The sequence below is a fragment of the Lactonifactor longoviformis genome (assembly GCF_042848515.1).
Taxonomy (GTDB): Bacteria; Bacillota; Clostridia; order Lachnospirales; family Lachnospiraceae; genus Lactonifactor; species Lactonifactor longoviformis.
This window is the reverse complement of record NZ_AP031453.1, coordinates 2443838-2456511: the sequence shown is the minus strand read 5'-3', so window position 1 is coordinate 2456511 and position 12674 is coordinate 2443838. Positions and strand designations below refer to the sequence as shown.

The 12674-nt window shown below is 47.8% G+C and carries 10 protein-coding genes; 3 read left to right on the top strand and 7 right to left on the bottom strand.

What is annotated here, in order from left to right; all coding sequences use genetic code 11:
• Window positions 1-117: 117 nt before the first annotated feature.
• On the bottom strand, window positions 118-1038 hold the full coding sequence (locus ACGHCT_RS11275; RefSeq protein WP_154260471.1) for an RluA family pseudouridine synthase: 921 nt from the start codon (window positions 1036-1038) through the stop codon (window positions 118-120).
• Between the two features lie 202 nt (window positions 1039-1240).
• On the opposite strand from ACGHCT_RS11275, the gene ACGHCT_RS11270 reads away from it, so the two are divergent.
• Genes ACGHCT_RS11270 through ACGHCT_RS11260 form a run of 3 tightly spaced genes read left to right on the top strand, consistent with a single transcriptional unit; the run spans window position 1241 to window position 4849 of the window.
• The gene (locus ACGHCT_RS11270) at window positions 1241-2434 is read left to right on the top strand and encodes an amidohydrolase family protein (protein ID WP_173015624.1); all 1194 of its coding nucleotides are present in this window, start codon (window positions 1241-1243) and stop codon (window positions 2432-2434) included.
• Between the two features lie 36 nt (window positions 2435-2470).
• Entirely contained in the window at window positions 2471-3661 is a 1191-nt protein-coding gene (locus ACGHCT_RS11265) for a M20/M25/M40 family metallo-hydrolase (protein WP_226904007.1), read from the top strand.
• Window positions 3662-3664: 3 nt separating this feature from the next.
• On the top strand, window positions 3665-4849 hold the full coding sequence (locus ACGHCT_RS11260) for a M20/M25/M40 family metallo-hydrolase (protein ID WP_390435957.1): 1185 nt from the start codon (window positions 3665-3667) through the stop codon (window positions 4847-4849).
• A 947-nt stretch (window positions 4850-5796) separates the two neighbouring features.
• Here ACGHCT_RS11260 and asnB read toward each other — a convergent pair.
• The 6 genes from asnB to ACGHCT_RS11230 form a co-directional block, all read right to left on the bottom strand.
• The gene (asnB, locus tag ACGHCT_RS11255; protein WP_390440095.1) at window positions 5797-7647 is read right to left on the bottom strand and encodes an asparagine synthase (glutamine-hydrolyzing); all 1851 of its coding nucleotides are present in this window, start codon (window positions 7645-7647) and stop codon (window positions 5797-5799) included.
• A 19-nt stretch (window positions 7648-7666) separates the two neighbouring features.
• Window positions 7667-8245 (bottom strand): dipicolinate synthase subunit B, encoded by a 579-nt coding sequence (locus ACGHCT_RS11250; RefSeq protein WP_154260481.1) that lies wholly within the window; start codon window positions 8243-8245, stop codon window positions 7667-7669.
• The gene (gene dpsA / locus ACGHCT_RS11245; RefSeq protein WP_226904004.1) at window positions 8242-9123 is read right to left on the bottom strand and encodes a dipicolinate synthase subunit DpsA; all 882 of its coding nucleotides are present in this window, start codon (window positions 9121-9123) and stop codon (window positions 8242-8244) included. The genes ACGHCT_RS11250 and dpsA overlap by 4 nt, the downstream gene beginning before the upstream one ends.
• 109 nt (window positions 9124-9232) lie before the next feature.
• Window positions 9233-10591, bottom strand: coding sequence for a sodium:alanine symporter family protein (locus ACGHCT_RS11240; protein WP_154260485.1), 1359 nt, complete (start codon window positions 10589-10591; stop codon window positions 9233-9235).
• A gap of 24 nt (window positions 10592-10615) precedes the next feature.
• Window positions 10616-11260 (bottom strand): SGNH/GDSL hydrolase family protein, encoded by a 645-nt coding sequence (locus ACGHCT_RS11235; RefSeq protein ID WP_226904003.1) that lies wholly within the window; start codon window positions 11258-11260, stop codon window positions 10616-10618.
• A 154-nt stretch (window positions 11261-11414) separates the two neighbouring features.
• Window positions 11415-12572 (bottom strand): YibE/F family protein, encoded by a 1158-nt coding sequence (locus ACGHCT_RS11230; protein WP_256282175.1) that lies wholly within the window; start codon window positions 12570-12572, stop codon window positions 11415-11417.
• Window positions 12573-12674 lie beyond the last annotated feature (102 nt).

The following is a 12674-nucleotide window of genomic DNA, read 5'->3' as shown; positions in this document are numbered from 1 at the left end:
CTTCAATTCCGCAAAATAAGTATCAGAAAAAAGCTCCCATCGGAACTTAGCTTCTCCCAAATCACTTATCTTAAACGAGTTGAAAACATGAACACTACCTCCTGAATTCTATTGTTGTTATAACATATCACAGCTCTCCATCTCTGTCAACAGTTCTTTGAAATCCTGGGGAAAATCCGCTGACAGCATGATTTCTTCCCCGGTAAAGGGGTGAATCAGTTTCACTTTCCAGGCGTGAAGTGCAGTTCTTTTTATGTGCTCCATGGGACCTCCGTACAGAGAGTCTCCCAGCAAAGGATGCCCCAACCCTGCCATATGGACACGGATCTGATGTGTGCGTCCCGTTTCCAGACACAGGGCCACCGCCGAGCAGGAATCCTCCTTTCCCCTCCCCATAACCCGATAATGAGTCACCGCAGTCTTTCCACTCTGGGATAATTTCATCTTCATAAGAGAGTTCTCCTCTCTTTCTATTCTGTGGTATATTGAACCCTTCCTTATATCAGGCACTCCCCGGACAACAGCTATATATTCTTTTTGAAACCTGCCATTTTCTTTTTGCTGAAAAAGACGCGCAGCAGCAGCCTGGCTCTTTGCAAAAACTACAATACCGGAAGTCTCCCTGTCAAGCCGCCCCACAGAGCGTATACGTACCTTCTCACCTCTGTTTATAAAATACGCTGCCAGCATATTAGACAATGTCCTGCTGTAATGGCCGGGGGAGGGATGGACGGTCAGACCGGATGGTTTGTCTGCAATTAGAAGATCCTCATCCTCATAGAGCACATGCGGCGTTTCCATACATGGAATCAAATGGCTTGATCCGGTATTCTCATCCTCTAAAAGAACCGCTACCTCGTCGCCTTTTTTCAATATAGTATTGCTTCTGCTTCTTATTCCGTTTACACAGATACCCTGCTCCCTGAACTTTGCCTGACGAATCTGCCGCTTGGTCAGTCCCATCGTACGGTTCATAAAAGTACCCAGAAGCATGGTATCTTCTTTATCTGTGACGGTGCGCCTTACTGTTTTTTTCATCTTTCCGGCCTTCTGCCTCTCTTTTTTTTATCTGATATGATTTATTTTAGGGGCATTGAAATGTAAAGTCAACAACTTAGATTTTATGATTTACAAAGGGAGTCGGCTATGCTAGGATGATCATATCCAGGTACGCCAGGCCGGCAGTCCTGAGACAGACTATACTATATAATGTATGCCGTTTTTTGGCAGAGGAGGTACTATGTTAATTTTAAAGAACTGTAATTTCATCGCAGATTTAGTGGAGGGGTTCGGGGAGACAGCCGGAGATATCCTTGTAGAGCAGGACAGGATTAAAACCATTGCCCCCTGCGGAACACTTCAGGCTAATGAAGGAGACCAGGTTTTGGATATGCAGGGGCAGTATGTTCTTCCCGGACTTTTTGACCTTCACATTCATCTTACCCTGTCAGGCGGTGAGACTCTGGTGGACAATGCCAAATCTCCCATCCAGCAGGCTCTTGATGCTGTAAAATATGCCGCAGATACTTTAATGGCCGGCTTTACCACGGTCAGAGATGTGGGTTCTTCCTATAATGTTGCCGTAGAGCTGAGAGATGCTATTCAGGCAGGAAATTTTCCTGGCCCCAATATTATTGCCTGCGGCAGAATCGTCACCGCTACCGAGTGCGGAAATGACTATTTCCAGGGCATGTATGCGGAGGCTGACGGAAAAACTGAGATTTGGAAGGCCGTACGGGAAGAGATGAAGCGCGGCGCTGACTTTATTAAGATCATGGGCACCGGAGCTGTTATGAATCCCGGCGGAGAGCCTGGACAGCCTATCTACACCTTAGACGAGCTGAAGGCTGTGGTAGAGGCGGCAGCATTTAAAGATACATACGTAGCAACACACTGCCACGGCACACAGGCAATTAAAAATTCAATTCTGGCAGGAGTGCGTACCATTGAGCATGCTACTATCCTGGACGACGAAGCCATTGAGATGCTGAAAGACAGCACTACATCTTATATAGTGCCCACCCTCACCAGTCTGTACGCTTTGGCTGACAGCGTTCCTGATACTTCTATTTTTATGAAGGCAAAGGCACAGAAGATTCTGGGATGTCTGAAAGAAGGACTCCGCAAGGCATATGAAGCAGGCCTTGTGATTGGTTTCGGCACAGACCAGGGTGGTGTTCCTCTGGTACACGGGGAAAATGCGGATGAATTTGCACTGCGAAGAGATTTCTGGGGAATGAAAGAACTGGATATCATTAAGCAGGCAACCATCAACAGCGCCAAAATTGTGCGCGTGGAGCAGGACTACGGAACTTTAAAATCCGGAAAAATCGCTGACATCATTGCCGTATCCAAGAACCCCCTGGAAGACATCTCAGCCTTCCGAAATAATCTGACAACTGTAGTAAAATCCGGCTGTGTTGTAAAATCATGATTCCTGCTGCAGCAATCCGAGAGGAGGCCCAAACTTATGTCTTTGGTAGATCAGAAATTAAAAGATGCCGTTATACATTTAAGCGATGAAATATTCGAATTTTCCTCCTGGCTGACCAGACATCCTGAGATCTCAGGGGAGGAAGAAAAAAGCTGTGCCTTTATCGTTGATTTTCTGCAGGAACATGGCTATGAAATAGAGTCTCCCTGCGGAATCCCCCATTCTTTTAAGGCGAAGCGAAAAGGTATTCCCCGGGATCTCTATCCAAAAGCTGCCGTAATGTGTGAGTATGACGCACTGCCGGGTATGGGGCATGGATGCGGCCACTCTGTAAGCTGTGGGATCAGCATCCTGGCTGCACTTGCCCTGCAGGAGGCATACCCGGAACTGCCCATGCAGATAGATCTTGTTGGAACTCCTGCAGAGGAAACCATTGGCGGCAAGATTATTATGGTAAAACAGCACGTATTTGACGAATACGATCTGGCGATTATGTCGCATCTGGCCAATGACAATTCCGCACAATGGCCTTTGTTGGCTTCCAATGACATGCTAATTACTTTTTATGGAAAACCGGCTCACGCCTCCAGCAATCCCTGGGACGGGATCAATGCCTACAACGCGGCACAATTATTTTCCCACGGAGCAGATATGCTCCGCCAGCATCTTACCCCTGACTGTCAGTTTCATGGAATCATTACGGAATGCGGCAGTGTTCCCAACATAGTTCCCGATAAAGCAATTCTGGATTATTACCTCCGTTGTGCAACGCTGTCAGGCCTCATAGACCTGAGAGAGAAGCTTGAGAATTGTGTGAAGGGTGCTGCTGTTGCCACCGGATGCACTTACACCATAGAACAGCGGTGGGATACTTATTGCGAGCTCTTCCCTGCCAGGGAGGCTTCCGCAGATATCCACAAAATATATGAAGAGCTTCATATGCCTTACTGGCCCTCCCAGCCGCCCAGCGGGAGTTCAGATCTGGGAAATGTAGACACTGTGGTTCCAACTATAGGTATGCGCTGCTGCTGTTCCGATGAATTTACCCCTTTCCATACCCCAGAACTGGAAAAACTGCTCTACGGCGACAGGGGAAAAAAGACACTTATCGACGGAACCATTGTCATGGCTGCCTACCTGGCACTCCTGGCATATCAGCCGGAGCGCCTGGCGGCGCTGCAGAAGGAGCATTCCGCATACAGAGCACAGAACAGGAGGGAGGACTGAATCATGAAACTCTCGGAAAAACTTAATGCATCCATTGACCGGTTATTTAATCCCTGCTGGAAACTGGGAGATTATATTACTAACCATCCCGAAACAGGCGGCTGTGAGAAAGAGGCTGTGAGCAAAATCACAGAGTTTCTGGCCAAACAGGGCTATGAGATCACAGCTCCCTACGGAGACATGCCCTATAGCTTCCTGGCCTCTGACCAAAGGCCCTCCTCGATTTCTAAGCCGAAGGCCGCCCTTTTGTGCGAGTATGACGCCCTACCGGAGGTGGGACACGGCTGCGGTCATTCCATCAGCGGAGCAATCAGCATCTTATCCGCCCTGGCCCTGCGGGACGCCTATCCGGATTTTCCCTTCCGCCTGGACATTATAGGAACCCCAAACGAAGAGGCGTACGGAGGCAAAGTTGCAATGGCCAAAAACCACGCTTTCGACGGCTATGAGTTTGCAATTATGGGACACTTGGACAACCGCAATTATCCCCAGATCAAAATTGTAGCCTGTGACGGCATCTATGTTATTTTCAAAGGAAACGCCACCCACGCTGCCTCCAGCCCTGAGCTGGGTGTCAATGCACTGAATGCGGCTCAGTTTTTCATGCATGCCTCAGATATGCTCCGCCAGCATATTCCCCCTGACTGTCAGATCCACGGAATCGTGGTAAAAGGCGGAGAGGTTCCCAATACAGTGCCTGACAGAGTGGAACTGGATTTTTATTACCGTGCTGCTACTATGGAACATATGAATATGCTGAAAGAAAAGCTGATGAACTGTATCCGGGGAGCCTGCATCGCCACCGGCTGTACCTATGAATTGAAAGAAGGCTATACTGAACTCTATGCGGATCTCAGCTACCTTCCCACAGCCATACGTACCATTGGAGAGATTTTTGACGCTCTGCATATGCCCTGGGAAGAAATGAAAAAGGCAGAGGGCTCTACAGATGCAGGAAACGTAGATCTCATCATCCCAACCTTCCATCTGGAACTTCAGTGCACCGACAAGTTCGCTGACTTCCACACCAGAGAATTCGAACAGGCAATGCATGGAGAACGGGGCAAAAAAACCCTCCGAGACGGCGCCCGGGTAATTGCTCAGTACATCAACTATCTGGCGAAAAGCCCGGAAGTACTCAGACAAATCCAAAGGGAGCACAGAGAATACCGGGGAGTTAAATTATAGTTTTGTGTAATAGTTTTGTGTATGTGAAGTTCGGGGTTATGCAGTCGGCGAGCGGGGCGTTGCAGACGGACGGATATAGGAGGGAGCACCGGGGAGACAGGGCCAGGCCAGGGGCCGGGGTATAGGGACAGGTCAGCTCGAGGCTCCGTTCCCCTCAGCTAAGTCCTACCAGCTGCTAAGCTCGTCAGGAAAGCCTTCCTCGCTAATCAGCTGGTGGACTGGATCTTCGGCTCACTCCGCTTAACCTCCCTGACCTGTCCCTATACCCCGGCCCCTGGCCTGGCCCTGTCTCCCCGGTGCTCCCTCCTATATCCTGTCAGAGACTCACTTCACATTCACGGAAAACGGGTGGGGAAGGTCGAAAGTGGTACACTTTTCATATTATTCATCATTTATGATCACCCGATGTTTTGGATAAACAGCCAAACCTGTTACCGTTATCACTTCCATACTTTCTTGTTACATTACAGCTATATTCTATCTGACAAATTTACAGCCATATCCTATGTGTAAGATTCCATTCCCGTTCTGATAAATCTCCCCCCTGGAACTTTCCTATCCCCAGGTGAGAGGAATCCCGCGGCGGCGGGCTGGCTGGGTTGGGCGGGAGGGAAGCTTAAGTTCCGCGGACGATTCCGCAGGAGTGAGTAGAGAGTCTTAGGCAAAACCGGGATTCCCGCAGGAGATTTTTTCGGCAGTCCGGGCCGAAAAAAAGTGAGCATGGGCAGAGAATGCACATAAAGCATTCTTTGACCATACGAACGGTGCTCCGGAGGGGATTCCGGTTTTGTCTTAGACTCTCTTCACGACGGAGGTGTCCCCGGAACTTAAGCCTTCCTCCCGTCCGAACCAGCCCGCCCGCTGCCGCGGGATTTCTCTCACCGTCCCCCCGCCACCCATACCTTCCGACTGGGCAGTCTCAAGCTTAGGAAGTTAAATCCCAATTTCTACACCAGTTCCACCCCATACGTCTCCATCCAGTAATTCACCTGCAGCATATACGCCAGCATCTGCGGCCCTGCCATCAGCTGGCCGTACCAGGGTTTTCCGTAATCGGAAGGACTCTCAATGAATTTCTTAACTTTCCCGGTATCCAATATCTTTCTCACCGGAGCTCCCGGATCTGCCAAAACTTCCTGTAATCTTTGGCCCAGCAAAGCCTCGTACTCCGGATGATAGGTCTTTGGATAGGGGCTTTTTCTTCTCCAGAGTACTTCATCCGGCAATTTTCCTGCCCCGGCTTCCCGCAGGAGACCTTTCACAATACCGTCCGGACACTTCATCTGCCATGGGACGTTCCATATATATTCCACAATCCTGTGGTCTGCAAGAGGAACTCTTGCCTCAAGTCCATTGTACATACTGGTTCTGTCCATGCGATCCAGCAGAGTAACCATGAACCACCGCAGATTGAGATAGGCAATCTCCCGGCGCCTTCTCTCCACAGCGTCTTCTCCCTCCAGGCAGGGAGTTTCATCTATAGTCATTTCATAGGCCTGTTTCGCATATTCTTCCAAATGAAGTTCCTGAATGACATCGTCAGACAACAGGACTTTCCTGGGTTCCATACTTGAGGACCAGGGAAAGGCTTCTGTCTGGAAGGCTTCCTGTTTATGAAACCAGGGATAGCCGCCGAAGATTTCATCCGCACATTCGCCTGTCAGTGTCACTTTATTATAGTCAACCACTTTAGAACAAAAGTACAGCAGTGAGGATTCCACATCCGCCATACAGGGTAAGTCTCTGGCATCCACAGCCTGGAACAGATAGTCTATGAGTTCCATATTGTCACACTCCAGATAATGGTGGTTTGTCTGGGAGTAATTCACCATTTTATCCACCCAGGGCCGGTCTTCACTGGGCTGAAAATCATTGGCTTTAAAGTATTTTCGGTTATCTTTAAAGTCAAAAGAGAATGTGTTCAGTATCTTGCCTTGCTTTTTCAGTTCTTTGGCACAGATAGCAGTCACCAGGCTGCTGTCCACTCCCCCGGACAGGAAAGTGCTTATGGGAATATCGGAAAGCATCTGCTTTTTTACAGCATCTTCTACCAGCCAGGCTGTCTTTTCCACCGTCTTTTCATAGGAATCCTCATGAGGCCTGCTCTCCAGCTTCCAGTAGGCCTGCTCCTCCAGAGAATCCTTGGAGAAGCGTATCCTGTGTCCGGGCAGCACTTCCTTGATATTTCGGAAAACTCCCTTTCCGTATGTCTTTGCCGGTCCCAGTGCCAGGATTTCGCAAAGTCCCTCTTTGTCCACCTGTGGTTTTACCCCTGGATACTCCAGGAGCCCCTTGATCTCCGAGGAAAAGATCAGCGTATTGTCCAGGAAAGTATAAAAAAGAGGTTTGATTCCCAGACGATCTCTGAACAGATAAAGAGTATCTTCTCCCTCATCCCATATGGCGACGGCAAATATACCATTCATTTTTTTTATATACGTCTCTCCATGGAGAATGTATCCTGTTAGGATAACTTCTGTGTCACTCTCCGTTTCAAATACCGCACCTTCTGACTGAAGCTCCCGCCTCAGCTCCTTCATATTGTAGATTTCACCGTTGTATACTATCGTCCAGGTTCTTCCCCCTGTTTTCTTCTTCATTGGCTGATGCCCTGTCAAAAGATCGATGATAGCCAGACGGACATGAGCCAGGCCGCAGTGGGAGGAAAGGAAAATTCCCTCATCATCCGGCCCTCTTCTCTTCTGCACTTTGTTCATCCTGGCAAGCAGACGCTCCCATTTATTTCTCTCCTTAGTGAATTCTCCCCTTAGATTACAAAATCCGGCGATTCCGCACATAATTCCACCTCAATCTATATTATTGTATAATAGGCTGCAGCTGTCTGCCTTCTAAAGCAGCTTCCAGTGTGGGAACTAATAGTCCCGTATGGGCAATCATCGAGTTTGGCTTCTTCACCGGATCGTCCTGTCCAAAGGGCACAAAGTATATGTGTTTGGCATTCAGCAGAAGGCCTATATTTTTCATGTTCATACCCAATGCATCATTGGTGGATACAGAGATGACCAAAGGCTTTTCATTCCTGAGATGCGCCTTCGCAGCCATGAGAACAGGGGTATCTGTGATACCGTTTGCCAGCTTAGCGATTGTATTTCCTGTGCAGGGAAATAAGACAAGGATATCCAGCAGGCTTTTCGGCCCGATGGGTTCCGCCTGGGAAATGGACAGCATAGGAGGGATTCCGGTAATCTCTTCCGCTTTTTTTACAAAATCCTGTGCATCTCCAAACCTGCTGTCAATGGTCTGCGAGGCATTGGAAAAAATCGTCTGGACTTTCGCCCCTTCCTTCACCAGCTGCTGCAGTTCTGCAAAGGCTTTTTTATAAGTGCAAAAAGACCCGGTAAAGGCAATACCGATATTTTTATTTTCTAATTTCATATTACAGCTCCTTCTTTGGAAAGTGTTAATTGGATAAGAGTTTCAGCAATCATTTTTCCGGATGAACCCGGCGCATATTTCCCGGGAAGGCCAAGGCAGAGACAGGCTTTCCGGTTCAGTTCTTTGGCCGCTTCATAGTCCACACCCCCAGGGGCAGATGCAAGATCAATGATAACTCCCCGATCCGGCATTTTTTCCAACAGACTGCGGTCTATCATTCTGCAGGGTACGGTATTAAAAATAAAGGAATACTGTCCCATATATTTATTTAATTCTTCCGGAGAAATCGTATCATCGGAAATGATAGACGCCATTGCCCTGGCTTCAGGACGTCTGGCACAGACAGTAACATTACAGAACATGCCTTTTAAATAAGCGCAGAGTGTTCTTGCACACCTTCCGTATCCCAGAACCAGGCAGCTGCTGTGTCCCAGGTTTTCAGGGCTGTTTGAGATTGCCTCTGCGATCGCCCCCTCTGCTGTGGCTATGGTGTTATAAAGGGTCAGCGCTTCATCCTTCATGAAATCATACACATCAGCGCCCTTTTGCTTTACTTCATCACTAATCCTTTGGGGGATACATCCGGCATAGAGGCACTGCCCCTTTTTCATTGCCCGGCAAAGTTCTCCGAGTGCAGCAGGCAGATTTTCGCTGGTACTGAAAATATCCTTCTGATTCTTTGTAAGAGGGATAGGGCCCACAATCGCCCGGGAACCCTCGGCTAAGCTGTCCAGAGATTCTGCCTTACTCACACAGTCTGCACTTTCCGGCATTCCGTAAGCGCAGATCCTGTATCCTTTATCCGCCAATATTCTGGCGCAGTATACCTGACGCATATCGCCGCCGACGAATCCAAAATCATATCTTTCAGGTGTCATATTCTTTCTCCCGGCAGTTTTAGTTCTTAATACTATATGTCCGGCATATTATTTATGTGCAAAAAGAGGCGCCGTTTTTAACCGGCACCTCTCATACAGAAGTATGTAGTTATACTTGATTCTTTTTTCCTTTTCCGAAATAGCTCTCTGTAAGTTTCACCACTACAGCCGCAAATATCCACAGGGATATCAGGTTTGGGAGCGCCATCAGGCCATTGACCGTATCCGCAAGATTCCAGACTACACTGACATTAATAACGGCCCCTAGAAAGGCAAACACACACCAAACAAAACGGAAAGGCTTTACTACCTTATCCCCAAACAGGAATGTCATGCCGGTTTCCGCGTACCAGGACCATCCAAGCAGTGTGGAAAAGGCGAATAAAATAGTGGCAACGATAACGATGATGCTTCCCCACTCTCCCGGAAGACCCACAGAGAATGCATGTGCACTGAGGGCTGCGCTGGTTTCTCCTGAATTCCATACACCAGTAGTCAGAATAACGAGAGCTGTCATAGTGCACACAACAATCGTATCAAAGAATACTTCCACAATGCCGAAGACCGCCTGCTCACAGGGGTGATTTACTGAGGCTGTGGCATGGATCATTGCTGAAGAGCCGATACCTGCCTCATTGGACATAATCCCCCTTGTAACTCCCTGCCGGATGGCAAACCCAATGGTGGCACCTGCAAAACCGCCTGTTGCCGCCTTTCCCTGAAACGCACTTGTCACAATAAGTCCAAGGGAAGGAAGGATCTGATCTGCGTGCAGAATTAATATCACAAGACCGGCCAGGATATAGATGCACCCCATGACTGGAGTAAGGATAGAGGTTACACGGCCAAGACGCTTCACGCCCCCGATAACAACCGCCCCTGTCAATACTGCAAAGATCGCGCCTATCAGCCATGCAGGCACGCTGTATGCCGCTAAGGAAGACACTACCGTATTCGTCTGAAGCATATTACAGCTGATTAACCCCACAAAGGTAGCTGCAAATGCAAAAAATCCACCCAGGAATTTTGCAAGCGCCTTATGATTGGGCAGGCCGTTCTTCAGAACATACATAGCGCCTCCATGCCATACGCCATTGTCATCTTTTTCCCTGTATTTCATAGCCAGTGCAATTTCTGAATATTTGGTGGCCATGCCAAAGATAGCAGCCACCCACATCCAGAAGATGGCTCCCGGACCTCCTATTGCCAGAGCAGCGGCTACCGCTGCAATATTGCCTACGCCGATACAGGAGGACAAGGCTGTAGCCAGGGCCCAGAAGGAGCGTATCTCACCATCCCCTGTTTTCTTTTTACCAAACATAGATTTGAATGCCAATCCAAATTTTCGGAATTGAATTCCTTTTGTCCGAAAGGTAAGGTATATCCCTGTTCCGAAATAAATTACCAGCATGTAAGGGCCAAACAAAAAGCCTGTCATTGTCGTTAACACTTTATTTACAGCATCCATATTCCTGCCTCCTTATCAGTTCTGCTAGACCAGCAGTTCTTTTACTTTTTTTGCCAGAGCTTCCGCCAGATTCCTGTGCCCCTCCGCGTCCAGATGAACAGCATCCACTGGACTTGCCTGGCAAACCTCCTGGGCATCCAGATACTCACATCCGTACTCCCGGCACAATTCTTCATAATATGGTGCGATCTGCCGGGAACGCCATTCACAGCCCCTGCCCATATTCTCCCCAAGATCTGTTTCCGGCAAATTGCCGCGTATGTGAGGCGGGGCTACCAGGAGTATCTTCGGCACCTGCTCCTCTCTGCCGGAACGGGAGATCAATACAGCGTCCAGCATGCGCCGCATACTTCTGGCTATGTTATAGCCGTTCAGCTGAAAGCGTTCCTGTGTATCATTGGTTCCCAGCATAATAATAAGCAAATCCAAAGGTCTGTGTGTCTGAAGACAGGGAATAAGATATTCCAGCCCGCTCCGATATCCGGTGACAGGATCCTCCCACACCACGGTTCTGGAGTTTAATCCTTCCTCAATCACATAGAATTCCTCCCCAAGAAACTCCTGAAGCCGGCCCGGCCAGCGGATTTTCCTATCGTACCTCAGCTTGCCGCTGCCTGGTATATAGCCCCACGTATTGGAGTCTCCATAGCATAAAATTGTTTTTTCCACATTTTCACCTGCTTTCTTTATCTAGTTCCGGCTAAAAATGGGCCGACTTGAATGTTTTAAAGATTCATCCTCCTTTATTTAAATTTTATAATGTTTATAATTTTTTGCTATTTTTTATTCATTTTTTATATTTTAACACTTATTTAGTTTATTGTCAAAACCAATTTGCATCAGGAGATCTGCGTCTGGAATATAATACTGCACTCAGCAGTGCCCCTATGGGAACGGTCATGATAATTGCTATGGTCCCGGAAATCCCCTGTGCAATCTCCATCGCGATAAAATCAGAATTCATAAGCTGCGCGTACTCTACTCCATATGCCTTCAGCATAAGAAGTGTCGTCAATGAGCTTCCTGTAAAAGCAAGAATCAGGGTATTGCACATGGTTCCAATCATGTCTTTCCCCACACGCAGCCCTGACTGAAATAATTCCCGGGGAGTGATATCTGCTTTGTGGCAGGTAATCTCATAGAGAGAGGAGGCGATGGATAATCCCACATCCATTACGGCACCAAGACTAGAAATCAGTATTCCGGCAAATAAAACCTGTGATATCTGCAGTCCCGTGTTCTGAGAGATCAGAATCAGCGCTTCCGCCTGATCTGTGTTAAATCCGCTTACATGTACCAGGGATGCTATAACCTGAAATATAATCCCTGACAAAATGACACCCATTCCTGTAGCTATGGTTGCCACCCAAGTCTTTTTATGATTGCCGTTCAATAGAAACAGAGATACCGCAGCAGTTATTACAACAGTAACAATGCAAACCCAGATGGGGGAATAGCCATTAAAAATCATCGGCAGCATAAATCCCAGTATGGTATACATAGTAAATAAAAGACTTACTGCAGAACGTAATCCTTTTCCTCCCCCGATCAGGACCATAATGCCTATCATAATTCCCCCGAACATAAAAATAACCGGTGCCCGGTAATAGCTGTACACCGTGATCAAAGTTTCCGCTTCCAGGGGATTATCAATGCAGGCAATAAAAGCCTGGCCGCTGTGCAGCCTCACATTATGAGTGGTTGATAGATAATTATCAATAAGAACCTCTTTTCCCTGAAAATCTCCCTGAAGTATTCTCGCCCGCAGAGTCTGGACTCCATAGTATCTGCCCTTGGTCGTTTCGTCTTCCCGCGCGTTCTCTTCCACTACTTCTATTACCTCAGCTTTTGCATAACCCAGGCTTTCGCTGTTTATCAGAGAAAGAGTAACAGGATTTTTGTCATTATAAAGATAAACCCCAAAACTAAATACTATAATCAGCAACAGGAAAATGATATCTGTCTTCTGCCTTTTCTTCATTTATTTAACTCCTTTTTGACAAAGTTTCCAATAAAGCGTCAGGCGGCAGATGACTGTCACCTGCCGCCTATTCTATAGTTCTTGAGTGTTCAAAACCAACAG

What these genes read in the sequence shown, in the direction of transcription:
- ACGHCT_RS11275 (WP_154260471.1), bottom strand. Translation starts at nt 1,038, where the DNA reads ATGAAAAAAACAGTAAGGCGCACCGTCACAGATAAAGAAGATACCATG.
- ACGHCT_RS11270 (WP_173015624.1), top strand. Translation starts at nt 1,241, where the DNA reads ATGTTAATTTTAAAGAACTGTAATTTCATCGCAGATTTAGTGGAGGGG.
- ACGHCT_RS11265 (WP_226904007.1), top strand. Translation starts at nt 2,471, where the DNA reads ATGTCTTTGGTAGATCAGAAATTAAAAGATGCCGTTATACATTTAAGC.
- ACGHCT_RS11260 (WP_390435957.1), top strand. Translation starts at nt 3,665, where the DNA reads ATGAAACTCTCGGAAAAACTTAATGCATCCATTGACCGGTTATTTAAT.
- asnB (WP_390440095.1), bottom strand. Translation starts at nt 7,647, where the DNA reads ATGTGCGGAATCGCCGGATTTTGTAATCTAAGGGGAGAATTCACTAAG.
- ACGHCT_RS11250 (WP_154260481.1), bottom strand. Translation starts at nt 8,245, where the DNA reads ATGAAATTAGAAAATAAAAATATCGGTATTGCCTTTACCGGGTCTTTT.
- dpsA (WP_226904004.1), bottom strand. Translation starts at nt 9,123, where the DNA reads ATGACACCTGAAAGATATGATTTTGGATTCGTCGGCGGCGATATGCGT.
- ACGHCT_RS11240 (WP_154260485.1), bottom strand. Translation starts at nt 10,591, where the DNA reads ATGGATGCTGTAAATAAAGTGTTAACGACAATGACAGGCTTTTTGTTT.
- ACGHCT_RS11230 (WP_256282175.1), bottom strand. Translation starts at nt 12,572, where the DNA reads ATGAAGAAAAGGCAGAAGACAGATATCATTTTCCTGTTGCTGATTATA.